Here is a 26,480-nt window from a genome sequence, read left to right as displayed (position 1 = left end):
TGCCCTCGATTGTCGTGAGCCAAACGATAAAACCGTTTGTCTCTCTCCTCACTCGGTGCGCTTGGACGGGATTTTAAGCCCCAGCTCGACGAGCGCGGCACAGCATCAACACCAAATCTGAACATGACCAAGCTTAACCGTCTGTTGCTACGCCAGTTCGCTCATCAGCAGCCTAGCGATTTACGCCGCATTACAGTTAACGTGACGGGGTCTTTTTAATGATTCGGCCCAATGGATTGGGTTGATTACGTTTTTTAGCCAGCTCAATTTGCTTTTGCCGCTCGAGCGCGCCGCTGCGGGTTTTTTCGCTGAGATTGTCAAAGCAATGTGGGCAGCTTACGCCCGCGACATAATGCGGCGATAGGCGCTCTTCTTTCGACACCGGCTGACGGCAAGCGTGGCACAATTCATAATCGCCCTCGCTCAAATCGTGGCGCACCGTTACGCGGTTGTCGAACACAAAGCAATCGCCCTTCCAAAGCGTCTCTTCCTGCGGCACTTCTTCAAGGTATTTTAAAATCCCACCTTTTAAGTGGTAAACCTCCGCAAACCCTTCACCCAGCATGAAGCTCGACGCTTTCTCGCAGCGGATGCCGCCAGTGCAAAACATGGCGACTTTCTTGTGTACCGCAGGGTCAAAATGTTCTTTTACGTAGTCCGGAAATTCGCGGAAAGTTTCGGTTTTCGGGTCAATCGCGCGCTCGAACGTACCAATCGCCACTTCGTAATCATTGCGCGTATCGATTACCAGCACTTCGGGGTCGGAAATAATCGCATTCCAATCTTTGGGCTCAATATAGGTGCCGACGGCTTTATTTGGATCAACGCCCGGCACGCCCAAAGTGACGATTTCTTTTTTTAGTTTTACTTTGGTACGCAAAAAAGGCTGCTCATCGCAGAACGATTCTTTGTGATCGACATCCACCAAGCGCGGATCCGAGCGCAACCAAGCCAGCAAGCCATCAATCCCCGCGCGCGTTCCCGCCACCGTGCCGTTAATACCTTCATCAGCCAGCAGCAGCGTGCCATGCACGTTTAAATCGAGCATCGTTTGCAATAATGGCTCACGCAATTGAACATAATCGCTGAGCGTGACAAATTGATACAGCGCCGCAACAACAATCGCGCCTTCGGTTTGATTCGACATATTTTCTCCAAGTGGTCACCCGCGTAAAGGGCGGACCGGATTTTTTATTCTGGGAGCGGATTTTACCTGAGCTGGGGCGGGATAAACGACAGAGGAATAAACATATTTAGGGGAGAGTTAGCTACCGCCCAACAACATTGCAGTGAATCCCGTACATGCAAACAAAAACTTTCTTTAAAATTATCTAAATTGTAAATAAATGCCGTTTTCTGCCGATAGTCTGTTTATAACCGACCTCGACCATCGCCATGACTACGATCTCTAATGCAACGATTGCCCCTCAGCAAAACGACCTTTGGGCAGAGGCCAAACGCGAGCCCAGCAGCATCGAGTCGCCGCCCTTAGTAAGGACCCCGTCAACGACAGTAACACTAACAGACAAGAATTTAATCGACACGGATTTTTACTCCCAACTAGAGCAGCGTATCGCCAATAACGCGCAGCAGAAATGGGAACTCCCCTTGAGCGATTACGCTAGCAATCTAATGGCGAGAAACTTTAACGGCCACAGCAATGCCAATCGATTTTTGGGCTTAGGTGGCGCAATGCTCGAGCGCTTTAAATCCCCACCTGCCGACTTTAAACAATCTGTAACTGAAATCGGCCCGCAAGCGACTAAAGCGGCAATTGATCTCGAAAAAGGAACGATCAATTTAAACATCAAGACGCAATCGGGGGTCAGCATTGAGCTTAAACTATCCAATCAAGGTGATCGTTTGGCGGCTGAAGTCAAAACGAATGGCGAATTAACCGCCGCAGAGCAAACAGCGATGAGCCAACTGGCAAAAGGATTTGAAACAACCATTCAAAACCTTTTGGCTAAGCCGCCTCACGCTGAAATTGACGCACTCATGAAGTTTGACACCACACAACTGGCGGCCTTAGATTTAACCACCAATTTCGCCAATAAAAACGGCGAAACAATGGCATTTGAACTGCATGCAAATGAAAATCACCGCGAAATTCAACTGCAAACCCCGCAAGGAAAGATGAGCGTCAATGTCAATTTTCAGCAAGCGGCGGCGCTAGGTAATGCGCAACAGAGAGAAAAAGCCATCAGCCAATATCTCAAACAATTTGATCATGCTGGTGAGCGCGGCAAACCAAACGCCGAAATGTTATCGCTATTTAAAACCGTTTTTTCTGGGCTACACAAAAATCACCCCAGCGATGCCATTGCATTATTGAATGCACCACCTCAAGCCAAGGCGCTAAATGACTTAGAACAGGCGGTTTTGACCGGCCTAGGTGATTTTCAAGCCGATTTAACGATGAAGCCAACCTCGCCGAACCCAAGAAAAACATTAGAAATGGATCACTTTAGCTTTCAGCTAAAGCAAAAAACCAGCATCCTTGGCAAGACATCCATCACTCAAAAGTAAGAGGCACAGTTGAGCGCCAGTTACCACGAAGCACTCAACACCAATACGCCGCCAAAGCTAGACTCAACGAAAGAATCACAAAATTATTTGTACAAAACCATCCAAGACCACGCCAGCAGCTCTATTGATGTTCAATTTGATAACCAGCGGCAATTAAAATCGGCAAAATTAGAAAAATCTGCACAACAATCAACGCATACCCTGCGTTATGAAATGGATAAACTGACAAAAGAAACGCGCTTACCAGAACAAGCACATTTCATTCAAGATTTACTCACCACAATGAATTCATTGCAAAAACGTTTAAACGACAGTGAAACCGACCTACTCTTGAAAAAACAAAAATTAGGCGAGCTCAATGAAATGATTTTTCTAAATACCGATCCATTCCGCTTGGAAAAAACCACGCCAATTCAAGCATTCCAACGTCAAAGTTGAAACTAAAACCCACAAAATCACACCTTATTCATTTCTAGAAACTACGAAACAATTTAATAGCCATTTCATAGAATAATTTTCCGTAAAGATGGAAAAATGGAGAATTAAAATAATTTGAATAAAATTAATGCGCTAAATATGCGGGATTTGAAGCTATAGCCCATAATTAGCAATACACCTCAACATACATCTAACGAAAATCGTGAGCGCGACATGATCAATTTATTATGCAAAGAAATAAATGAGAAAAATGCGTTTCAACAATTTTTAAGCATTAGGAAAATAGACTTCGAATCGTCACACATAGAAAATCGTAAGCCACCAGAACCAGATCTTTTTTTTACTCATGCGACCGAAGGGCCAATCGCATTCGAATTAGTCAGTTTGACTGATGGGAAAATTGCCCAAATTCAGGCAAGCTTAACACCATCCATGAAGGGTTTTTATACTGAAGATCCATCTATAACTATTGTCCAAAAAAAGCTTTGCAAAGAATACACAACAGAATGCAATCACATAGAATTATTGATTTATAGCAATGGACAGATTGTTACTCCAGATGATGTAATAATTGCCAATATCACGCCATTGCTCTTTGAATTCAAGCATCAGTTTAAATTTGTCTGGTTTATGGGAGAGGTCAGTACAGTTTGTTTATACCCTGAAATAATAAACATTTAGTGCAAGTTAAAAAATTTAAAAAAGGACTAAATTGTATGTCGTATGAGGTGGTTTTTGATGGCAGAGATAATGTACTTTTTTCTAATGGGGGTCCATTTGAGAGCGCAATTCATTGTCGCGAGACAAAGATGGATTTATATTTAAATATAACATCTGCATGTCTAGTGGGCTCATGTGGACAGTCCGGACAAGTTAACGAGCGAATTATCTGTACTGCAAATTTTGAAGAGGGAATTCGGATACTTAGATCATCCGGAAATGCTGCTGATTTTGTTACTAAAACAGCAAGGGTTGAATTTTATAAAAATACTGATGTACTTAACGGCGTATCTTTTTACGAAACTGAAAATATAGGGTTGATTATAGGCGTTTACATTCCACACGACACATTTGACTATGTAGCAAAAAATATAATGCATGACGGGTTGTTGCGCGGTTTTACTGTGTTATTAAACATGGTTTGTTTTTACAATTTTGAGGACAGCGAAATGAAATTCCTCCATATTATCAACCCTACTTCGCCGAATGAGCATTATTATAATAATTACAATGGTTATACAGGGGAAAATATTGGTGTGTTTGATTGGCTATCTATTAAGTTCGAAGAAAAAACATTTGTCGCAAAAGAAGAAACTCCTGCTGTAGAAAGTATTTTGCAAAAACAGTTACAAGATAATACCAACAAGTACGCAGAAGTATCATCAAACATATCGGCTATACTGGAAAATAATAACAAACTAACTAGTATCGCAATTAAACTTCTGGTTGCTATATTTGTACTTTTAGTGTTGAATTTTTTATTTAAATAAATAAGTGGGTCGGCTCCAGATAGTTTGAATGTAGAAAACAACAAGCCTTTTTAAATCATAGGCTTGCGTTGCCATCATTCAAACTGAGTAAGTCGGCCGTACTTAGTGCTCATAGTTTAGAAAGTAAAGTCGGTTCTGTTGCATTAAATCATCACTACGGTCTTAAGTTGAAATTGATCAAAAAATGAATCTTTAAATATCTACTTTGGCCGAGCTGATGACGCTCGCTGAGTGTCGGCAGTGGGTCGATTCTGTTGAAAAACCCCGTGAGCGAAGGTCATTTGCTAAAATAGCACCATGTGTTTTTCTCGGAGATGCTAGCGATGATGGGGCAACATACTGGCAACCAAAACCAGCTGTTTTATTCCTTTAATCTTGACGAGCATATCCCTGCTAACCATTTATTGCGTAGCATTGACCAATGCCTCGACCTAGGCGAACTGCGCATTCATATCGCCAAGCATTACAGTCCAATTGGTCGCCCCTCAATTGATCCAGAACTGATGATTCGCATGCTGATTGTGGGGTACTGCTACGGCATCCGTTCAGAACGCCGACTTTGTGAAGAGGTGCATCTCAACTTGGCTTATCGCTGGTTTTGCCGCCTTAGCCTTGAAGATGCCATTCCCAATCATTCAACTTTTTCCAAAAATCGGCATGGTCGATTTCGTGAGAGTGATGTTTTTCGGTGGGTATTTGATGAGGTTGTGCGTCGTTGTATGGCGGCAGGATTGATCAAAGGCGAAGGTTTTGCCATCGATGCTAGCTTAGTTGAAGCCAATGCCAGTCATCAACATAGCGTTGCTCCAGGTGAGGCGTTTGATTGGAACAATCCAGAAATTCGCACACGTGCAATGACTGAATATCTCGACGCCCTTGATAACAACCAATCTAGCGATGTTGAACGCAAAATCTCATTGAGTGATCCTCAATCTCGCTGGACCGCCGCCACAGGCGGCATCGCTTATTTTGCATATTCAACTAATTATCTAATTGATACCGCCCACGGCATTATTCTTGATGTTGAAGCGACACCCTCTCATCGGACGGCAGAAGTCGATTCAACGAAAACAATGGTTGATCGTGTCAAAGAACGCTTTGATTTGAAGCCTGATCGGCTGATTGCCGATACCGCGTATGGCTCGGCACCGATGCTAGGCTGGCTAGTCAAAGAAAAACAAATTGAACCACACATCCCCGTCATGGATAAAACTGCTCGCAAAGATGGGACATTGTCACGGGATGATTTTGAGTGGAATGAAGCAGCAGATGAATATCGTTGCCCTGCGGGCAATCTATTGCGCATTCAGTGGCGCGATTACAAAACACCACGTTCACATGTGACGAGTGCGGACACCATTATTTATCGCTCACGTGCCAGCGATTGCGCCACTTGCTCGATGAAAGAAAAGTGCTGTCCAAACACAACGTTTCGCAAAATCGCTCGCAGCATTCATGAAGACGCGCGTGATGTTGCACGTAAAATTGCGACCACACCAGAATATGAAATATCACGCTGTGAACGCAAAAAAGTAGAAATGTTGTTTGCCCATATGAAAACGATTTTAAAGCTTGATCGACTGCGGCTTCGTGGATTGACCGGAGCAACCGATGAATTCACATTAACCGCGATTGCACAAAATCTGCGTCGATTGGCCAAGTTGAGCGTGCTCGGTACGCCGAGCAAGGGGCTTGGTGCGCCCGCAACATGAAAAAACAACAAAATTAGCTCAGTAAATGGGCAAAAAAGCCCAAATTAAGCCTCCAAAATGTCATTTTTCAGCCTCGTTAGGCTTTAAGTACTGATCAAGGCTTTTTAAAGGTGGGTTTTTCAACAGAATCGGTCGAAAGCCGCCCGCCAATCAAAACTGACAAAAAAGCCGCTTTTCAGCGGCTTTTTAACAATCAAAATCTCAACAATTAAAACAAGCGGGCAATCAAAGCATTGGCGTATTTGGCATCGAGCGGGATGGCGGCTTTGGCGCCGCTGCCGAGTGCGGATTCAACCAGAGCGCCGTTTTTACCGCGGATTTGCTCAAGTTTAACGATGATATTACCGCTTGGATGGATGATTTCCAGCGAGTCGCCGACTGAGAATTTGTTTTTAACTTCAATTTCAGCCCAGCCGTCTTGGATATTGAGCACTTCGCCAACGTATTGGCTGCGGTGCGCTTTAGAGTGGCCGTCGAGGTAGTTTTGCGCTTCGTGCGTGGTGTGGCGCTGATAAAAGCCGTCGGTATAACCACGATTGGCAAGGCCATCAAGGTCGGCCAATAAGGTTGGGTTAAATGGACGACCCGCAACCGCGTCGTCAATCGCTTGACGATACACTTGGGCGGTGCGCGCAACGTAATACAGCGACTTGGTACGACCTTCGATTTTCAGCGAATCGATCCCCATTTTGACCAAACGCTCGATATGCTGCACTGCGCGCAAGTCTTTACTGTTCATGATGTACGTGCCGTGCTCGTCTTCGACAATCGGCATTAGCTCGCCCGGACGATTGGCTTCTTCGATCAAATAGGTTTTGTCGGCCAATGGATGGCGCTCTTGGCCACCGCAGGCGGAGAACACTTGATTGGCGTCATTCATCGCTTTATTAAAATCAAACTGAATGACTTGTTCTTTCAGCTGAACATCACCGGCGTCATCTGGATTGGTGTCGTGCGTTTTGTAGTCCCAACGGCAGGCATTGGTACAGGTGCCTTGATTTGGGTCGCGGTGGTTGAAATACCCCGACAATAGGCAACGGCCTGAGTAGGCAATGCACAGCGCGCCGTGCACGAACACTTCGATTTCCATGTCCGGGCATAGCTGGCGAATTTCTTCGATTTCATCCAAGGACAATTCACGCGACAAAATCACGCGCTCTAGCCCCATTGATTTCCAAAATTTCACGCCGGCGTAATTCACCGTATTGGCTTGCACCGACAAATGAATCACTTGCTCTGGCCATTTTTCACGCACCATCATAATCAAGCCTGGATCGGCCATGATCAGCGCATCCGGCTTCATCGCAATCACCGGCTCCATGTCGGCCAAATAGGTTTTTACTTTGGCGTTGTGCGGCAAGATGTTGCTGGCGACAAAGAATTTTTTGTCACGGGCGTGAGCTTCTTCAATCCCTTGACCAATTTGCTCTAATTTAAAATCATTATTGCGCGCGCGCAGGCTGTAGCGCGGTTGACCGGCGTAGACCGCGTCGGCGCCAAAGTCATAAGCGGCACTCATTTTTTCGAGCGTACCGGCGGGCAATAAGAGTTCAGGAGCTTTTAAGGTCATGGTGGGTGCGTGTGTTCAAACTAAGAAAGGCGGGCATTATACCGCAAATACGCTGCACAAAAAACAGGCAATATTAAATAAATCAAGCAAATCAGTGGCTTGCCGACATTACCCACAGCTAACTCACACACCATGCTTTTTTTACGGGGATAAACTGGCAAAACGCGGGATAAGTGCTAAATACAGCAAAATTGGGCAGATTCAAGCTTGGTTTTAAAAATTTTTGCCTATTTTTTAATCGGCCAACAAAATCAGTAACAAAACAGTCACTTAGCCCAGCTATCCACAGCCTGTACACATGACTATCCATCTAGCCTGTGAATGAGCATCGCTCGCTGATTAAAATTTAATCAGGCTGTATTTTCCCTATGGTTTCAAGCACCTAAGCCACTTACTCACAGCCAGCACACAGACTTAGCCCAGCCGCATGGGGAAAACCACAATCATCGCCGTGGATAATAAAAAACCGAGCTTTTTGCTCGGTTTAATGACTATTTTTTGCTGAACGGGAATCGCTTTATGCAAACCCTAAACCCGACAGCGGCACATGTTGCTGCTCGGCTTGCTCGACAAGGGCTTCTTTTAAAACTTGCTTGGCGCAGCGCGCACATTTGCCGCAGCACGTGGCGACGCCAGTCACCTGCCGCAATTGGATAAACGTGCGAACGCCCTGCTGCGCTACAGCACGCTCAATCGCTCTTTCGCTCACATTATTGCAAACACAAACAATCATAATAAGAACCTTATCAATAACTATTCTCATTATCATCAAAATAAATCCAACTGCCAAGTACTTTTTACCCATCGCTGGCATCAGCCCCACCGCCCCTCAAATCCACCGGAATGATATCGCCAAAAAGCACCTGCTTTACAGCGCTTACGCGACCAAGCTCAAGCCGCCCAAAAAAAACGCCCGGCAATGCCGAGCGGATTTTAAATCATGTTCAATGACCAATTTAAAGCGTAGCCAGTCGCTGCTCAATACTGGCAAGAATACCCGCGCCATCCAAACCACAGTCCGCCAAGATTTGCTTTTGCTCGCCATGCTCGACATAACTATCGGGCAAACCCAATTGCAATACGGCACGTGAAACACCTTGCGCGGCCAAACACTCTAAGACCGCACTACCTGCGCCGCCCATGATGGCATTATCTTCAACCGTCACCAGCAAATCGTGCGAAGCGGCCAGCGCCAAGACCAGCTCCGTATCCAGCGGTTTAATAAAACGCATATTGGCTACGGTTGCACCGAGTATTTCACCTGCAACAAGCGCAGGCTCTAGTACCGCACCAAACGCTAGAATCGCCACGCGACGGCCCGTTGCCACGCTTGATTCATGCGCTGCGCGGCGAATTTCGCCTTTACCCCAAGGCAACAAGCTCATTTCAGCGGCGACTGCCGCCCCCAAACCACTGCCGCGCGGATAGCGCACAGCTGCGGGGCCAGCGTATTGATACGCGGTATAGAGCATTTGCCGGCATTCGTTTTCGTCACCGGGCGCTAAAATCGCCAGATTTGGAATGCAGCGCATAAACGACAAATCAAAACTACCGGCATGCGTTGGGCCATCGGCCCCAACCAAACCCGCGCGATCAATCGCAAAAGTAACATCTAGATTTTGCAAGGCCACATCATGAATCAATTGATCATAAGCGCGCTGTAAAAAGGTCGAATAAATCGCCACCACCGGCTTTAAGCCCTCACAGGCTAAGCCAGCGGCAAAAGTAACGGCGTGTTGCTCAGCAATCCCCACGTCAAAATAGCGCGTTGGATATTGGGCATGAAATCGAACCATGCCCGAGCCTTCACGCATCGCCGGTGTAATCCCAACCAATTGCTCGTCTTGCGCGGCCATATCGCACAGCCAATCACCAAACACTTGAGTAAATGTGGGTTTACTCACCTTGCTACTACAGACGCCATCTTGCTGATTAAACGGCGCCACAGCGTGATATTTCACCGGATCGGCCACGGCCAATTTGTAGCCATTGCCTTTTTTGGTCACCACGTGCAAAAACTGTGGCCCTTTTAACTGCTTAATATTGGACAAGGTAGCGACCAGCGTTTCCATATCATGGCCATCAATCGGGCCGATATAGTTAAAGCCGATTTCCTCAAACAAAGTACCGGGCGTTAAAAAGCCTTTGACGCTTTCTTCGCCTTTTTTGGCAAATTCTTTCAGCGGCGGCACCGCATCGAGCACTTTGCCAGACGCATTACGAATGCCGTTATAAAACTTACCCGATAGCAATTTGGCTAAATAATTATTAAACGCGCCAACATTCGGTGAAATCGACATTTCGTTGTCATTTAAAATCACCAATAAATCGACGTCGTCGCGATGGCCCGCATTAAACAAGGCTTCAATCGCCTGCCCTGCGGTCATCGAACCATCACCAATGACTGCAATCGCTTTGCGTTTTTCGCCTTTAATCAATGCCGCTTCGGCCATGCCCAGCGCAGCACCAATCGAGGTTGAAGAATGCCCAACCCCAAATGTGTCGTATTCGCTTTCTTCGCGCTTAGGAAACCCAGCCAAGCCGCCTTTTTGCCGCATGGTGAGCATGCGGTTTTTACGTCCAGTCAGGATTTTATGCGGATAGCTTTGGTGGCCAACATCCCACACCAAACGATCATGCGGCGTATCAAACACATAATGCAGCGCAACAGTTAACTCCACCGCGCCTAAATTGGATGCAAAATGCCCACCGGTATGGCTAACCGAATCGAGTAAATAGCTGCGCAATTGCTGAGCGAGCGCAGGCAACTCTTTGCGATCAAGTTGGCGTAAGTCTGCGGGTATTTCTATGGTATCAAGCAAAGGATAATTCATGTGTACCTTGCTTTGCAGGGGTATCCCCCTACAAGCCCTGTTAGTATTTTCTATCAACAATATACCCAGCAAGGGCACTTAATATATTGGCTCTTTCCCCAAAGGGAGCTAATGCGGCCAACGCCGAAGCTTTGAGCTCACTGGCTTTTTCTTTTGCGCCTTTTAGTCCCAGCAAAGCCACATAGGTGGGCTTATTATTCGCCGCGTCTTTCCCTGCGGTTTTACCCAAGGTGGCCGAATCCGCTTCACAATCCAAAATATCGTCAACCACTTGAAATGCCAAACCGATGCATTTGGCGTAATGATCGAGCGCTTCGCGCTGCTCGCTGGTCAATGGCGTACCGCAGTAAGAGCCCAATAAAACCGAGGCGCGAATCAAGGCACCGGTTTTCAAAATATGCATCATTTCCAGCTGCGGCAAAGTCAACGTCTGCCCAACACTATATAAATCGATACCTTGCCCGCCACACATACCCAAACTGCCCGATGCCGTCGCCAACAACCGAATCATTTGCAATTGATCCGCCGGATTGTCGGCCAAGCGATGATTAGCCAACACTTCAAATGCAGCAGCTTGTAAAGCATCACCCGCCAATAGCGCAGTAGCCTCACCGTAAGCCACGTGCACCGTTGGCTTACCTCGGCGCAACACGTCGTTATCCATAGCGGGCATATCGTCATGTACTAAGGAATAAGCATGAATAAATTCCAAGGCACAGCCCGCGTATTGCAAACGTTCGGCAGGCGCATCAACCAACGAACCCGCAGCAAACACTAATAATGGCCGCACTCGCTTGCCACCGTCGAGCACGCTGTAGCGCATCGCGTCGTGCAAGCGCTCGGGCAAATGATTGCTCGATGGCAATACTTGCGATAGCGCGCGCTCCATTTGCGCCTGAACGTCTTCCATCCAGAGTTTAAAATCAGTCGCTACCGTTTTGCTCATTATTCTGTCCCCATCTTTGGCATTGGTTTAAGCTCACCACCTTCTAAGAGGCGAACTTGCTGCTCTGCCGCGCTTAATTTGCTTTCGCAAAAACGCAATAATTCAGTGCCACGGCTAAATGCCAACAAACTCGCATCGAGTGCTTGTCCACCGGCTTCCATTTGGGCAATCAGAGCCTCTAACTCGGCCAAGCCTTGTTCAAAGTTATCGGGTAAATTCGCCGATTTCGCTGCTGCTTTTGCCATAAAGTTTGCGCCCAAAATAAAAGTTCTTCACAAAAACACACCAATGAGCGCAGCCTTCTGCCTCATTCGCGCAAGGGGCTTATTGTACCCTTGCCATCGCGCTGAAAACAGTCATTAAAGCCGCAAAACCACAGTCAGCGGCGCTCAATAGGCCAAGACTGTTAGAATAGAGACACTTTAAACCGTGTTTTTGCGTAAATAATGACCACTATTGCTTACTTTATTCTGGCCCACGCCCATCCCGAACAAATTTCACGCCTGATTCAGCAACTCAATACACCGCATTCACGGTTTTATATTCACATCGACGCCAATGCGCCGGATGACATATTCACGGCATTACAAAACCAATGGTCAACACACAACAACATTCATTTTATTGAGCGCCAAGCCTGCCGCTGGGGTGGTTTTTCATTGGTTGATGCCAGCCTAAAACTCATGGCTGCTGCCAGCAAAGACGGCTTTGACTGGGGGGTATTGCTCTCTGGACAAGACTACCCAATCCATAGCAATCAATACATCGAAGAAACCTTAGCACGTAGCCCCTACCTTGGCTTGATTGACATCAAGCCTGCGCCAGAGTTTGACATTGCCTACCGCTATCGCGCATGGCACTTTGAACATCTGAACGGCACATACTTGAATAAAGCACTGCAAAAAATACAGCGCTTGACCCGCAAAGTCGGCATAGAACGCGCTTTGCCGGCACCGATTTCGCAAGTTTATGCCGGCTCACAATGGTGGACACTGAGCCACACTGCCTGCCAAGCCGTGCTCGAGTTTGTGGCAAAACACCCGCAGGTGGTGGATTTTTTCCGCCAAACACTCATTCCTGACGAGATGTTTTTTCAAACCATTTTGATGAATAGCCCACTGGCCAATCAACTCTCAAGCGATGCGCGACGTTATTTAGAATGGAATGATGGTGCTTGGTCGCCCTGCTTGCTCAAGCCTGAAAACATCCGCCAACTGCAGCACAGCAACGCTTTATTCGCCCGAAAATTTGCCGCAGACTCCGCCACCACCCAAGCACTCATGGCATTACATCGCCAATAAGACAGGCCAATTGAGTTTGCGTTCACTAAGATAAAGGCATCAGCACACCACAAAGTTAACCATGCCAATCGCCAGCGCCGACTTAAGTTCGCCCTCTCTCTACACCGCTGAGCGCGGCTGGCTATTGCAAGCGATTAACGATCAAGCAGCGCTATGCGCCAATCTAATTGAACACGCCAAAGCCAACACACTCGCGCCTTGGCTGCAAGAGCCTGAACGCTTTGCCGACATCCAAGCGGTGTTACTCATTGCCAGCGGCTCGAGTTTTCATGCCGCACAAGCAGCTCGCTTTTGGATTGAAAGCCTCGCAGGGCTACCGGCTCAAGTTGAATTAGCCAGCGAGTTTTGCCAGCAACATTTACTCTCTCGCCCCCACACGCTAGTGATTATTATTGCCGAATCTGGCGAAGCCGCCGACACCTTAGCCGCACTCAAATACGCGCAGCAGCTGGATTACCCGCTGACTATCGCCATCGGCCATCATGCCGACAGCACACTCATGCAGCAGACCCAATTGCAACTAATGCTTGATGTTGGCCAGCAACACGGTCGCATTGCGACCAAAACATTTTGCGCCCAATTGCTGGGTTTATTTTTGGTTACGCAAACACTAGCTCAATCGCAAAACCAAGCCATACCCAGCGATATCGACGCCGAGCTTGCCGCACTGCCTGACGCAATCACACAAGTTTTAAACCTCGCGCCACAGCTCAAACAATGGGCTCAATGCTTGCAGCAACAAACCGCCATTTTTATTACCGCACGGCAGAGCTACACACCGATCGCCAGCGAAGGGGCACTCAAATTTAAAGCCATCGCGCATTGCTTTGCCGAGGCCTGCTCTTGCGGTGAACTCAAGCACGGCATTGCCAACCTTGCCAAGCAAAAAATCGCCCTGATTGCCTGCCTGCCATGGGATAGCTTGGCCGAAAAAACCTTGGCCGATTTACGCCAGTTTCACCACCATCACTGCGCTATTTTTGTTTTAAGCGACGCCCCGCTCAGCAAAATTAACGGCCTTAACACGATTCAAATGCCACATAAACTCAAGCACCTCAATCCACTACTGTATGCCATCGCCCTACAAGAACTTGCCTACCACACGGCAAACGATTCATTTGCGCAAAGCATAAAAAAAGCCACATCAACAGATGTGGCTTGATCGGGAAATTCAATTAATTATTTCGAAGCATTAATCAAATACAAAGCAGCGGCATTAAATTCAGCATCTGAACCGCTATAACCGCCTTTCGGTGGCATCGCATTCAAACCCTTTGTTGCAATCGCAATTGCATTATCAACGCCGTCTTTCAAACGTGGCGCCCAAGCGGCTTTGTCGCCAAATTTAGGTGCACCAGCAACACCCGTGTCATGGCAAGCCATACAAACGCTAGCGTAAATTTCTTTACCTTTTACATTTGGATCAATCGTTGCCGCAGTGCCAGCAGCGATTTTAGGTTCTTCAAATTTGGCACCTGCTGCATTACCCATAAAGGCCACGGCACGCGCCACTTCTTCATCCGTTAACGCTGGATCGCCACCCTTGGCTGGCATCGCGTTAAACCCAACGACAGCATGCTTTACCAAAGTCGCAAAACCTTGGCCGATTCGCGTAGACCAAGCCGCTGCATCCGCAAATTTAGGTGCGCCAGCCAAGCCAGCGCCATGACAGGAAATACATACGGCCTCATAAACAGCCTTACCTGAGCGAGAACCAATCGGCGTACTATCGACAATCTTGACAACGCCGACAGGTTGTAAGCGTGCTACGACGGCCTCATTAGTCATCGTTGAGCTTGCCATATTCATCGACATACCCGAAGTAAACAGCTTGATTACCAAGTAAACAAACAGAGGTACGCCAATTAAAGCCGCCAGAATCATTCCGACAACGCTTTTAGACGCAGATGCGTTGGAACCGCTCATGCTGTCATCCCTTTCTTGAAATTGTTAAATTAATTGGCTGTATCGCCTTTATGGCTGACAATTATACCGACAACATCGCAACAACAAAACACTATTCACCAACTGACTAGACGCGAACGCAAATAGCCGTTATCATCGCTCCCCTAATCAAAGCGCCCGTAGCTCAGTTGGATAGAGTATCAGTTTCCGAAACTGAGGGTCACAGGTTCGATTCCTGTCGGGCGCACCAATCAAATCAACGACTTAGCTAAAACAAAGCTACAGCACCAGCAGCACAACCAGCAACAAACACGCCACACCCATACACACACCCATACAGCCAGCAAATCGGTATCAACTCAAAAACATACCCAATCATTTATGCACGACTGTATCTAATTCCCCACCTACACCAAAAAATACCATCAATATTTGGTTGAAACGACCGTGTTAGACGACATGACAAGCCGCAGTCGGCCAACAAAAATCAGTTCACTAACTTAATCCAATAAAATATTCTTGCCGCGCGTTGATTAGTTGCATTACAAGCTTATACACTGAAATCAACGAAGGTGAGGCTAATTCAATAGAAAGTCCCTCGTCAGCAGGGTATCATAGCCCTCATCTTTTTTCGGCTGAATGCGGCGTTGCGCCTGCGTTTATGCCTTCGCACTATCCCTGCCAAAAGCACACCTTAATAAAAGTAAAAACATGGCCATCAAGAAATCTGAACTTTATTCATCCCTCTGGAAATCGTGCGACGAATTGCGTGGTGGGATGGATGCCAGCCAGTACAAAGATTACATTCTCGTTTTATTGTTCGTGAAATACGTTTCGGATAAATACGCGGGGCAAAGGGATTCGCTGATTGAAATCCCCACTGGCGGTAGCTTTGCCGACATGGTCGCGCTCAAGGGCGATAAAGAAATCGGCGAGAAGATCAATATCATTATCGCCGCTCTGGCAGAGGCCAATGAACTCAAAGGCGTGATCGACGTTGCCGACTTTAATGATCCAGACAAGCTCGGCAAGGGCAAGGATATGGTCGAGCGCCTATCCAATCTGATTAGTATTTTCGACAATCCTAATTTGAACTTCGCCAGTAATCGCGCCGAGGGTGACGATATTCTAGGCGATGCCTACGAATTTCTGATGCGCCAATTTTCTATTCAATCGGGCAAATCCAAAGGCCAGTTTTATACTCCCGCCGAAGTGTCGCGCATTATGGCGAAAGTATTGAATTTGTCGGAAGCCACTAGCGGCGATCAAACGATTTACGACCCAACCTGCGGCTCGGGCTCTTTGCTGCTTAAAGCGCACGATGAAGCCAAAGGCGCAAAGGGGCTAGACCTCGCGCTCTATGGGCAAGAAATGGATAACGCCACCAGCGCCTTGGCCAAGATGAATATGATTTTGCACGACTGCCCAACGGCGGAAATCTGGCAAGACAACACGCTCTCTACGCCGTACTTTAAGGAACAAAGCGGCCAGCTCAAGCGTCACGACTTCATCGTGGCCAATCCACCGTTTTCGACCAAAGCGTGGAGCAATGGTTTTAACCCTGCGGAAGACGAGTTTGGTCGTTTTGAATATGGCGTGCCACCCGAGAAAAATGGCGATTACGCCTTTCTGCTGCACATGCTGGCCTCGCTCAAATCCACCGGCAAAGCCGCAGTGATTTTGCCGCATGGTGTGTTATTCCGTGGTGGTGCCGAAGGCCGCATTCGCCAAGAGATCGTCAGCCGTGGTTATATCAAAGGCATTATCGGCCTGCCTGCCAACTTGTTTTACGGCACCGGCATTCCCGCTTGTATCATCGTGCTGGATAAAGAGCACGCCGCCGCGCGGAAAGGCATCTTTATGGTCGATGCCAGCAAGGGCTTTGTGAAAGACGGCAACAAACACCGCCTGCGTGAGCAAGACATCCACAAAATCGTCGATACCTTCACCAAGCTAGCCGAGACCGAGCAATACGCTCGCCTCGTGCCATTGGCGGAAATCGCCGCCAACGATTACAACCTGAATCTACCGCGTTATATCGACACCTCTGAGGCTGAAGACCTGCAAGACATCGCCGCGCATTTGCGCGGCGGTATTCCGCAGCGTGATTTGGATGCGATGAAATCCTACTGGCAGGTATTCCCTTCTATCCAAAATCAGCTAATGGCTACAAGCCAATACCCTGGCTATTACGATTTAAAAGTTGCGATTGCCGATATTAAACCGACGATTTTTAGTCATCCTGAATTTATTGCCTTTAACGATGCTGCCCACGCCACTTTCCGCCAATGGCAAAGCAGCGCTGCGCAACAGCTCAAAGCGATTACCCCTGGCATCACCCACCCAAAAACGCTCAACGACACTTTAGCCGAGCAATTGCTCGCAGCGTTTGAAAAGACGCCACTCATACAGCCTTACGATGTGTATCAGCACCTGATGGATTATTGGGCGCAATCCATGCAAGACGATGTGTATCTGGTCGCCGCCGATGGCTGGCAAGCCCTGAGCGATGGCAAACCCAATCTCGATTTGCTGCCCAAAGACTTAATCATTGCACGCTATTTTGCAGCGGAAGCCGCGCAAATCACCGAGCTAGAATCCACCCGCGATGCTGCCGCGCAAGCGCGGGAAGAATTTGAAGAAGAGCACGCAGGTGACGATGGCCTGCTGGTCGAAGCGAAAACCGAAAAAGGCAAACTCAGCGCCAAAAGCGTCAAAGACCGCCTCAAAGTGATTGCCCACGATACGACAGCCAAAGAAGAAATCGCCGCGCTAAAACGTTGGACGCAACTGGCAGATGCAGAAACCGCAGCAAGCAAACAAGTCAAAGACGCTGAAAAAGCCCTCGACACGCTCGTGATGGCGCAGTATCGGCGTATTAGCCAGCTCGACGTGTGCGATATCGTCGTCGACGATAAATGGCTGGTGGCGATTGAAACCGCCATCCAAAGCGAACTCGACCGCGTCAGCCAAACACTAACGGGGCGCGTGCGCCAACTAGCCGAACGCTACGCCACACCGCTGCCAACGTTACTGGATGAAGTCGAAAGCCTCAGCACCAAAGTCGATGCCCACTTGCAACAGATGGGGTTCACATGGAACTGAAAGCGGGTTGCAAGCAAACCGAGATTGGGGTGATTCCGGAGGATTGGGAAATTGCATGTTTAAGTCAACTTGCAGAGCTCATCACGAGTGGTTCTCGTGGGTGGGCGAAATACTATTCAGATAGTGGCGCTTTATTCGTTCGCAGCCAGAATGTGCGAGATGGGAGACTTGATTTCACTGATAATCAATTTGTAAATCCCCCAAAAAACTCAGAAGGTAGTCGAACACAACTAAAAAATTTAGACCTGCTAATTACCATAACAGGTAATAGTGTCGGTAATGTCGCTATTGTCGAACAAGAGCTAGGCGAGGCTTATATTAGCCAGCACGTAGGACTTGTTCGTTTGTCATCACCTGTTTTAGGTAAATTTATATGCTATTTTCTTTCACCAAATTCATCTGGTAATTTGCAGATTCTAGCAAGTCAATCTGGCCAAAGTAAGCCAGGATTAACTCTAAAAAATATTCATGATTTTTGGATTGCATTACCACCTATTCATGAACAAAACGCGATTGTAGCTGCGCTGTCCGATGTGGATACGCTGCTAGCCAAACTCGACGCGCTGATCGCCAAAAAACGCGACCTCAAACAAGCCGCCATGCAACAACTCCTAACCGCCCAAACCCGCCTGCCGGGGTTTGTTGGGGAGTGGGTTAATGTTGCTCTTGGTGATATTGCAGATTCAAATCAGAAATGGAGTTTTACTGGTGGCCCATTTGGTTCAAATCTAAAATCATCCGATTATATCGATGATGGCGTACGAATAATCCAGCTTCAAAATATTGGTGATGGTGAGTTTCATAATGATTCTAAGGTTTTTACTACGAGTAAAAAAGCTGATGAATTACTTAGCTGCAACATTTATCCGGGGGAAATCATTCTCTCGAAAATGGGTGATCCTGTTGCTCGTGCCTGCATTATTCCGCCACATCACGAACGTTATTTAATGTGTTCTGATGGAATTCGCTTAGTCGTGAATCCAAAAAAATTTAATACATACTTTATTTTCTTAGCGATCAATTACCCAGATTTTAGATCCCGAGCAGAAAATGCAGGGACAGGTTCAACAAGGAAGCGAATTGGTTTGACTGAGCTTAGAAATTTAGAGATTTTTTGCCCGCCATTGCCAGAACAAATCGCTATCGTGACCATTCTCTCCGACATGGATGCCGAAATCACCGCCCTCGAAGCCCGCCGCGACAAAACCCGCACGCTCAAGCAAGGCATGATGCAAGAATTGCTGACGGGCAAAACACGTTTAATTTAAATTAAAGCTACAAGACTTATGACATATTACTTTGCCTATCACGGCCCTGAAAATGACTCCTCGTTTGACTATCTTGGCGGTTATGGCGTTAAAACAAAAAGTAAATTAAAAAAGATCAGTATTGGTGATCAGATTTTTATTATCCAAAAGCTCAAGAATCATAGTACGTTTGAACTTTGCGGGTTGTTTGCTATTACCGAAACATACGACTCCCCGACTCATAAAGACCGTGAATATCGCGTCAAACTGACTCCGGTTATCGAATGCACGCCATTCTTAGCTTTAAATGAAGAAGAACTAAGCATTCAACTGCCTGAGACTCCTGAAAATGGCAGCAATAAAGGCTGGTCAAACTTTAAGCGTCATTTTTGCACCCAAGGTGGTTCTTTATCCACAGCGATCTCAGCGGATGTTTTAGCAGTACTTAACGCTCAACTTAATCCAAGATCAGTTGTTTTTACTTTACCCGATGAAATTGAAAATCCATCTTCCGCTGAGCTAATTGAAGGTAGTGTGACCCGCGTGATGGTTAACGCTTATGAGCGGAACCCTGAAGCGCGCAAGGCTTGCCTGAAACACTGGGGTCATCAGTGCGCAGTCTGCAATTTTCACTTCGAGCTTTTTTATGGTGATATCGGCAAGAAATATATACATGTTCACCATCTGAAAGCCATTTCCTCAATCGGGAAAGAATACGTTATTGACCCGATTAATGACTTAAGACCGGTGTGCCCGAATTGTCACGCCATGCTACATCAACAAAATCCACCTTTATCAATTGAAGAGCTGGAGAAGAGAGTAAAACTTTATGGCAAGCGACCTTCTTGAGATGAGCTGAAACCATGAAAAACTACTACCGTGTCATGCTAGGCCGCAACTCAATGTACGCTGCAGAATGTTTTGCTGGCAACTTCATTGGGGCCAATTTTGGAATCCACCAAGATCTGCAAACTAAGCTAAGTGAAGATTGGCGCGAGTTTAATCACGCCTTTGTACCGCAATGGCTTGCGCTGAACCCTAGTAAGAGCAAAGTGGCAGCGGGTTTGGCTTGCGGTGCGCTGTGGACTGTATCGAAAGGTATTCAAAACGGTGATATCGTGCTCTGCCCCGATGGGCAGGGCACATATCGCGTGGGTGAGGTGCTGTCTGATTATCAATATCTGGCGGGTGAAATCCTGCCGCATCGCCGCGCTGTGCGCTGGTTTGCAGAAATCCCACGCACTGCAATGAGCGATGCGCTGCGCAATTCCTGCGGCTCGATTGGTACGGTGAGTACGATCAGTAAATACGCCACGGAACTCGAAGCGCTGCTCTCAGGCCACATTAGCCCAACATTGATTGCCACCGACCCTGCCGTTGAAGACCAGACTGCATTTGCACTTGAAAAACATCTCGAAGATTTCCTCGTCGCCAACTGGTCGCAAACCGAGCTGGGCAAGGATTACGATATTTACACTGAGGATGGCGAAACTATCGGCCAACAATACCCAAGCGACACCGGCCCGATGGATATATTGGCGATCAGCAAGGACAAAAAACAATTGCTGGTGGTTGAGCTAAAAAAAGGCCGAGCCAGCGATGCCGTCGTCGGCCAAGTGCTGCGCTATATGGGCTTTGTGATGGGCGAGCTAGCCGAAGCCGATCAGTCTGTGCGCGGCGTAATCATCGCGCTAGAAGACGACCAACGTATTCGCAGAGCTTTGGCGGCAGTTGGGAATGTGGACTTTTATCGGTATCAGATTAGCTTTAAATTACAAAAATCAAATTAGGGGTGGGAATAAGCATGAATGAAAATGATGTTCAAGTTGGCGCGATGGTTTCTATTCCAAGATACTTGGAAGAGAAACACTCCCCTATAAAATGGTCAGCATCATTTCCTTATGCTAATCAACAGAACGATACGAAAGCCGATAAGGTTTCTGGTGATTTGATCGCAAAATTTGATATTTCAGCAATCGTATTAATTGAATTTAAACGAAAAAACGGCAATTCAATAGCAATTAAAGAGTACCAAAAAGACAGTGTTAGAAACTACAATTATGAACCTTATATCTATAGCAGAGTAGCATTTAACCTAAATGACCATTTCAAATCAGATGAATATAAACTAGGGTTTCAACGTTCAGAGGAGTGCCTGAAAGAGATCATAGCGCTTACTCAAGAAGAATTTGATGAAAGAAAAAAAACAGGAAATCTTTTTACATACGATGAAAATCTAACCTTGAGAAAATTGATTGATGATTTATTAAGTGACAATCGGACTGTTCAACCTTCAACTTTAATGGAAACTCTTTTCTCTCACTGCCACGCCGATGAGTTAGATAATTTCGCCCTGTGGATGGTTTCAAACAAAAAATTACATACACTAGATGCGAAAAACACTCAAATGCTACTTGCCTTTATTAACTCCGCAGAATTCAAAGACGAAAAGTTACAAATAGAAAAGAAAATTTTCGAAATCAGAGAAGCAAAAACTATAGCGGCCAAAAGAATACAAAAAGAATCACTAAATAAAGACGAAATAGAGTTACTAAAAGAGGTAGTAGAAACTGCCGTAAATTCTGCAGAATTAGATATTTTATATAAAATAATAAAAATTTTTATACTAATGGCAAGCACCAACCAAGCTAACCAAGAAAGCAATTTAGATGCAATTTCACCCAACCAAGAAATAGCTACCATCAAAAAAAGTAAACCATAGTTTTTATTTTGTTAAAAAACTCTATCGATAATTGGTTTGGCGACACAGATAAAACCTATAGAAACAAATCACTTTACCTTGAAGCTAAAATATATTTTCTATCAATTACTCTAGTCACAGAATAATCCTCTCATCATCTTTGATGCGGAAGTACACTTAATCGTTAGGTGTAAATTTAATACTAATTTCGAGATTTTTTCATGAGTGATGTTGGTCAACGAGAACGCCTTACCCAAAACCGTGTTGTGGCGCTGTTTCGCGACCAACTTAAATACACTTATCTGGGTAATTGGGAAAAGCGCCATGAAGATAACGGTCGCAATCGCAATGTAGATAGCGCTTCGCTCACCCAATGGCTAGCCAAACAGGGTATTACTGATTCGCTGATTAAGCGAGCCTTATACGAATTTGATAAGGCAGTGAATAGCGCCCAGCTTTCGCTATATGACCGTAATAAGGCGGTGTATGAGCTATTGCGCTATGGCGTGAAGGTGAAACCCGACATCGGCGAAAACACCGTAACGGTGTGGCTGATTGATTGGAAAAATCCGCTGAATAATGATTTTGGGATTGCTGAAGAAGTGACGGTCAAAGTCGCCAACCCGGCTGTTGGTCAATCACGTCCTAGCCCTAAACGCCCCGATATTGTGCTGTTTGTGAATGGCATTGCATTGGGCGTGCTAGAGCTAAAACGTTCAACGGTATCAGTATCTGAAGGCATCCGCCAGAATCTGGATAACCAGCGCAAAGAGTTCATCGAACCATTTTTCTCCACCATGCAATTAGTCATGGCCGGTAGCGATACGCAAGGCCTGCGTTACGGCACGATCCAAACCAAAGAAAAGTATTACCTCGAATGGAAAGAAGACTGCCCACCCGCGCAGCAACACTTTAACCGACTCGATCAACATTTATTGCTGCTGTGCGATAAGACGCGCTTTCTGGAGTTGATTCACGATTTTGTGGTGTTTGATTCGGGTACGAAAAAGTTCTGCCGCCAAAACCAATACTTTGGCGTGCGTGCGGCACAACGCCATATCCAGCGCCGCGAAGGCGGGATTATTTGGCATACGCAAGGTTCGGGTAAAAGCCTGACTATGGTATGGCTGGCCAAATGGATACATGAAAATATACCTCCTGCCCGCATATTGATTATCACCGACCGTACCGAGCTGGATGAGCAGATCGAAAAAGTATTCAAAGGCGTGAATGAAGAAATCAGCCGTGCCAAAAGTGGCGCTGAGCTAATCGCGCAATTGAACGATACGCGCCCGTGGCTGATGTGCTCGCTGATTCATAAGTTTGGCGGAAAAGAAGAAGGCGAAGAAGTTGGCGATATTGCCGCCTACATCGAAGAAGTCAAAAAAAGCCTACCGACCGACTTTGCTGCCAAAGGCGATTTATACGTCTTTGTCGACGAATGCCACCGCACGCAATCGGGTGAATTACATAAGGCGATGAAGTCGATTCTACCGAATGCCTTGTTCATCGGTTTTACTGGTACCCCACTACTCAAAGCCGACAAACAAAAATCGATTGAGATTTTCGGTAGCTATATTCACACCTACAAATTCAACGAAGCGGTAAAAGATGGTGTGGTGCTCGATCTGCGCTATGAAGCGCGGGATATTGATCAGAGCATTACGTCTACCGCCAAGATTGACCAATGGTTTGCCGCAAAAACCAAAGGCCTGACTGATCTTGCCAAAGCGCAACTTAAAGCGCGTTGGGGCACGATGAAAAAAGTGCTGTCGAGCCAATCACGCTTAGAGAAAATCGTTAGCGACATTCTGATGGATATGGAAGTACGGGATCGTTTAGCCAGTGGTCGCGGCAATGCAATGCTGGTGACGAGTAGTATTTTCGAGGCATGCAAATGCTACGAGCTATTTGCTAAAGCCGGTATGGGTGAGCAATGCGCGATTGTGACTAGCTACAAACCATCACCCGCCAATATTAAAGGCGAATCGACCGGTGAAGGCTTAACGGAAAAACTGCGCCAATACGACATCTACAACACCATGCTGGCGGGTAAAGACCCTGAGTTATTTGAAAAAGAAGTGAAGAAAAAATTCATCGATGAGCCAGGGCAAATGCGCCTACTGATCGTGGTTGATAAACTGCTAACGGGTTTTGACGCTCCATCGGCCACGTATTTGTATATCGACAAAAAGATGCGCGACCACGGTTTATTCCAAGCAATTTGCCGCGTCAATCGTTTGGATGGCGATGATAAGCAATATGGCTTTATCGTTGATTACCAAGACTTGTTTAAACGCCTTGAAGATTCAATCGGTGACTACACCAGTGGCGCGCTCGATGGCTACGACCAAGACGATGTGAAAGGCCTGCTTGAAGACCGCCTGAGTATGGCGAAATCCGATTTACAAGATGCCCGCGAAGCCATCAAAGCGCTGTGCGAGCCCGTTGCACCGCCAAAAGATGGTACGGCTTATCAGCATTATTTCTGCGGTAATAAGCCTGGCGATGCTGAAGAACTTAAGTTGCATGAAGCTAAACGACTGGCGCTGTATAAGCTCACCTCGTCATTAGTTCGCAGCTACGCCAATGTCGCCAATGAATTGGCTGAGGCAGGCTATAGCCCCAAAGAGATTGCTTCGATTAAGGGTGAAGTCGACTTTTACGAAAAACTACGTCAAGAAATCAAGATGTACAGTGGCGACGCTATCGACATGAAGCTGTACGAGCCTGGCATGCGGCATTTGATCGATAGCTATATCCGCGCAGAAGAAAGCACACCGATTTCAGATTTTGACGATATGCCGCTCATTCAATTGATTGTAGAGCGCGGCACCGATGCGCTGGCGGCTGTACCAAAAGGTCTGCGTAGTAATGAAAACAGCATGGCGGAAACAATCGAAAATAACGTTCGTAAACTGATCATCGATGAAACACCGATCAATCCAAAGTATTATGAAACCATGTCGTCCTTGCTTGATGCATTGATCGAGCAACGCCGTAACGGTGCGATTGCTTATCAAGAATACTTGGCGGAAGTCGTGGCGCTTGCAAAGAAAGTTGCGCAACCAAGTGGCGGAACGAGTTATCCAACGAGTTTAGACACATCGGCAAAACGCGCTTTATTTGATAATTTGCATCAAAACGAAGCCTTGGCACTGCATATTCACAAGGTCATTTTGAAGAATAAACAAGATGATTTTCGTAATAGCACCATCAAGCAAAAGAAAATCCGTATTGCGCTGCGTACTACCTTAGAGGCCTATGCTTTGGTTGCGGAAGGTGTGGCGGCTGAATCAACACCGGACTACCTGCCGCAAGATTCCGATGCAATTGAGGCTTTGGTGACGATGTTATTGGAATTGGCCAAGCATCAACATGAATACTAAGCCGCATCGGATTATCGTTGGCGGCATCACCGTTGAGATTGACCGCAAGGACATTAAAAACCTGCATCTAGGTGTGTACCCGCCGCAAGGACGGGTACGTGTTGCTGCGCCATTGGCAGTCACTGACGACGCTGTGCGTTTGGCCGTGATTGTTAAACTAGGTTGGATTAAGCGCCAACGCGCCAAGTTCAAAGCGCAACCACGTCAATCAGTGCGCAAATTAGTATCGGGTGAAACGCATTACTTCTTGGGTCGGCCATTTCGACTTCGAGTAGAAAATCACAGTGGCGCTGGCCGTATTCAACTGAATGGCAAAAATCGACTAACACTATTAGTCAAAGCCGATAAAACACCAGAGCAACGTGAACGTGTGCTCAGCGCTTGGTATCGCCAGCACCTAAGAGCCATCATCAATGATCTACTTGAGAAGTGGCAGGTCATTCTCGGCGTCAGCCCCAAAGCATGGGGTATTCGCAAAATGAAAACCAAATGGGGTAGCTGCAACACAGCAACAGCCAGCCTTTGGTTCAATCTCGAACTGATCAAAAAATCCCACCAATGCATCGAATACATCGTGGTGCATGAACTACTGCACCTACTAGAGCGACACCACAACGAGCGATTTTTGGCGCTAATGGATTTGCACCTAAGTAACTGGCGTATTGTGCGTGACGAGTTAAATCAGGGGATGCTGGGGCATGAGGAATGGGGGTATTGATTAGATATTAGTGACACCTAAAATTTAGAAATTAGTCTTGTTTGAATCCGTTACGATCAATGCAACCTAAAATGTTTTCTAATTCGCTTGGTGTTACTTCGTGATTGCCATCGTTGGGGTCTACATAACTACATCACATGGCGGGCAACTATCGAAACGCTACGCAGTAACTCCCCCAATTAGGGTGCGTAATGCGTAGCGCATATTCTTGTTACACTGATAGTTAAAATTTATTTACTCAATGTCCCCACGTTTTATCACGCGATAAAAGTTACATCTCTCAGGCTCATACCGTTCCAACACTTGGCAATGGTGCAATCTAATCGGCAAGAATATATCCCCCGAGCGGGGTTTTTGTTAAAGGCGAATCGATAGACTGGTTATTTCCTTACAAATTTCGTTCACCCTTGAACTGCGTTTTTTCTACTTCGTATACTAGAGCAAAAAACACCGCATGCACCGCATTACCGCATACATACTCCTCTAAACCGCATGTTTGTTGGGTTTGCTGTATGCTGCAGTGTCTGAAAAAATGCGGTGTATGCGCTAACTAAAAAACACCAAATACGGTCAACCGCATACAGAGGCAAAAACG

At 46.6% G+C, this 26,480-nt stretch carries 21 protein-coding genes and 1 tRNA gene; 15 read left to right on the top strand and 7 right to left on the bottom strand.

Annotation, left to right across the window (positions count from 1 at the left end; translation table 11 throughout):
• Window positions 1-196: 196 nt before the first annotated feature.
• Complete coding sequence (trhO, locus tag K4H25_RS08100; RefSeq protein ID WP_221022795.1) at window positions 197-1,147, bottom strand: oxygen-dependent tRNA uridine(34) hydroxylase TrhO; 951 nt, start codon at window positions 1,145-1,147, stop codon at window positions 197-199.
• Between the two features lie 248 nt (window positions 1,148-1,395).
• Between trhO and K4H25_RS08095 the strand changes: the two genes are divergently transcribed.
• From K4H25_RS08095 to K4H25_RS08075, 5 genes are all read left to right on the top strand, one after another.
• Window positions 1,396-2,529 carry a hypothetical protein gene (locus K4H25_RS08095; protein ID WP_221022794.1) on the top strand — a complete coding sequence of 378 codons (1,134 nt, stop codon included), beginning with the start codon at window positions 1,396-1,398 and terminating at the stop codon, window positions 2,527-2,529.
• Between the two features lie 9 nt (window positions 2,530-2,538).
• A complete protein-coding gene (locus K4H25_RS08090) occupies window positions 2,539-2,967 on the top strand; it encodes a hypothetical protein (protein ID WP_221022793.1) in 429 nt (142 codons plus the stop codon).
• Between the two features lie 213 nt (window positions 2,968-3,180).
• Window positions 3,181-3,648, top strand: coding sequence for a hypothetical protein (locus K4H25_RS08085; RefSeq protein WP_221022792.1), 468 nt, complete (start codon window positions 3,181-3,183; stop codon window positions 3,646-3,648).
• The gene (locus K4H25_RS08080) at window positions 3,648-4,457 is read left to right on the top strand and encodes a hypothetical protein (protein WP_221022791.1); all 810 of its coding nucleotides are present in this window, start codon (window positions 3,648-3,650) and stop codon (window positions 4,455-4,457) included. The genes K4H25_RS08085 and K4H25_RS08080 overlap by 1 nt, the downstream gene beginning before the upstream one ends.
• A gap of 323 nt (window positions 4,458-4,780) precedes the next feature.
• Window positions 4,781-6,169 (top strand): transposase, encoded by a 1,389-nt coding sequence (locus K4H25_RS08075; RefSeq protein WP_221022790.1) that lies wholly within the window; start codon window positions 4,781-4,783, stop codon window positions 6,167-6,169.
• A gap of 208 nt (window positions 6,170-6,377) precedes the next feature.
• Here K4H25_RS08075 and trhP read toward each other — a convergent pair whose 3' ends face one another.
• The 5 genes from trhP to xseB form a co-directional block, all read right to left on the bottom strand.
• Window positions 6,378-7,739 carry a prephenate-dependent tRNA uridine(34) hydroxylase TrhP gene (gene trhP / locus K4H25_RS08070; protein WP_221022789.1) on the bottom strand — a complete coding sequence of 454 codons (1,362 nt, stop codon included), beginning with the start codon at window positions 7,737-7,739 and terminating at the stop codon, window positions 6,378-6,380.
• Between the two features lie 517 nt (window positions 7,740-8,256).
• Window positions 8,257-8,472 carry a (2Fe-2S)-binding protein gene (locus tag K4H25_RS08065; RefSeq protein WP_221022788.1) on the bottom strand — a complete coding sequence of 72 codons (216 nt, stop codon included), beginning with the start codon at window positions 8,470-8,472 and terminating at the stop codon, window positions 8,257-8,259.
• Between the two features lie 223 nt (window positions 8,473-8,695).
• Window positions 8,696-10,573 carry a 1-deoxy-D-xylulose-5-phosphate synthase gene (dxs, locus tag K4H25_RS08060; protein WP_221022787.1) on the bottom strand — a complete coding sequence of 626 codons (1,878 nt, stop codon included), beginning with the start codon at window positions 10,571-10,573 and terminating at the stop codon, window positions 8,696-8,698.
• A gap of 40 nt (window positions 10,574-10,613) precedes the next feature.
• Window positions 10,614-11,519 carry a polyprenyl synthetase family protein gene (locus tag K4H25_RS08055; protein ID WP_221022786.1) on the bottom strand — a complete coding sequence of 302 codons (906 nt, stop codon included), beginning with the start codon at window positions 11,517-11,519 and terminating at the stop codon, window positions 10,614-10,616.
• Window positions 11,519-11,764: an exodeoxyribonuclease VII small subunit gene (gene xseB, locus K4H25_RS08050; RefSeq protein ID WP_173533827.1), complete on the bottom strand. Its 246-nt coding sequence runs from the start codon at window positions 11,762-11,764 to the stop codon at window positions 11,519-11,521. Before xseB ends, K4H25_RS08055 begins: the two co-directional genes overlap by 1 nt.
• 201 nt (window positions 11,765-11,965) lie before the next feature.
• Here xseB and K4H25_RS08045 point away from each other — a divergent pair, with 201 nt between their 5' ends.
• The gene (locus K4H25_RS08045) at window positions 11,966-12,820 is read left to right on the top strand and encodes a beta-1,6-N-acetylglucosaminyltransferase (protein ID WP_221022785.1); all 855 of its coding nucleotides are present in this window, start codon (window positions 11,966-11,968) and stop codon (window positions 12,818-12,820) included.
• Window positions 12,821-12,881: 61 nt separating this feature from the next.
• Complete coding sequence (locus tag K4H25_RS08040; RefSeq protein ID WP_221022784.1) at window positions 12,882-13,982, top strand: SIS domain-containing protein; 1,101 nt, start codon at window positions 12,882-12,884, stop codon at window positions 13,980-13,982.
• Window positions 13,983-13,999: 17 nt separating this feature from the next.
• Here K4H25_RS08040 and K4H25_RS08035 read toward each other — a convergent pair whose 3' ends face one another.
• Entirely contained in the window at window positions 14,000-14,746 is a 747-nt protein-coding gene (locus K4H25_RS08035; RefSeq protein ID WP_221022783.1) for a c-type cytochrome, read from the bottom strand.
• A 152-nt stretch (window positions 14,747-14,898) separates the two neighbouring features.
• On the opposite strand from K4H25_RS08035, the gene K4H25_RS08030 reads away from it, so the two are divergent.
• From K4H25_RS08030 to K4H25_RS07995, 8 genes are all read left to right on the top strand, one after another.
• Window positions 14,899-14,975, top strand: a tRNA-Arg gene (locus tag K4H25_RS08030).
• A 461-nt stretch (window positions 14,976-15,436) separates the two neighbouring features.
• Complete coding sequence (locus K4H25_RS08025) at window positions 15,437-17,830, top strand: type I restriction-modification system subunit M (protein WP_221022782.1); 2,394 nt, start codon at window positions 15,437-15,439, stop codon at window positions 17,828-17,830.
• Complete coding sequence (locus K4H25_RS08020) at window positions 17,821-19,098, top strand: restriction endonuclease subunit S (RefSeq protein WP_221022781.1); 1,278 nt, start codon at window positions 17,821-17,823, stop codon at window positions 19,096-19,098. The genes K4H25_RS08025 and K4H25_RS08020 overlap by 10 nt, the downstream gene beginning before the upstream one ends.
• An 18-nt stretch (window positions 19,099-19,116) precedes the next feature.
• The gene (locus K4H25_RS08015; RefSeq protein WP_221022780.1) at window positions 19,117-19,926 is read left to right on the top strand and encodes an HNH endonuclease; all 810 of its coding nucleotides are present in this window, start codon (window positions 19,117-19,119) and stop codon (window positions 19,924-19,926) included.
• 14 nt (window positions 19,927-19,940) lie between these two features.
• Window positions 19,941-20,867 (top strand): endonuclease NucS domain-containing protein, encoded by a 927-nt coding sequence (locus tag K4H25_RS08010; protein ID WP_221022779.1) that lies wholly within the window; start codon window positions 19,941-19,943, stop codon window positions 20,865-20,867.
• A 14-nt stretch (window positions 20,868-20,881) separates the two neighbouring features.
• Complete coding sequence (locus K4H25_RS08005) at window positions 20,882-21,799, top strand: hypothetical protein (RefSeq protein ID WP_221022778.1); 918 nt, start codon at window positions 20,882-20,884, stop codon at window positions 21,797-21,799.
• Window positions 21,800-21,999: 200 nt separating this feature from the next.
• Entirely contained in the window at window positions 22,000-25,167 is a 3,168-nt protein-coding gene (locus tag K4H25_RS08000) for a type I restriction endonuclease subunit R (protein ID WP_221022777.1), read from the top strand.
• Complete coding sequence (locus K4H25_RS07995) at window positions 25,157-25,885, top strand: M48 family metallopeptidase (RefSeq protein ID WP_221022776.1); 729 nt, start codon at window positions 25,157-25,159, stop codon at window positions 25,883-25,885. The genes K4H25_RS08000 and K4H25_RS07995 overlap by 11 nt, the downstream gene beginning before the upstream one ends.
• The last annotated feature ends 595 nt before the right edge of the window (window positions 25,886-26,480 follow it).

The sequence above is a fragment of the Deefgea piscis genome, from assembly GCF_019665785.1.
Classification (GTDB): domain Bacteria; phylum Pseudomonadota; class Gammaproteobacteria; order Burkholderiales; family Chitinibacteraceae; genus Deefgea.
Note: the sequence above shows the minus strand (reverse complement) of the source record. Positions and strands in the feature narration are given on the sequence as shown.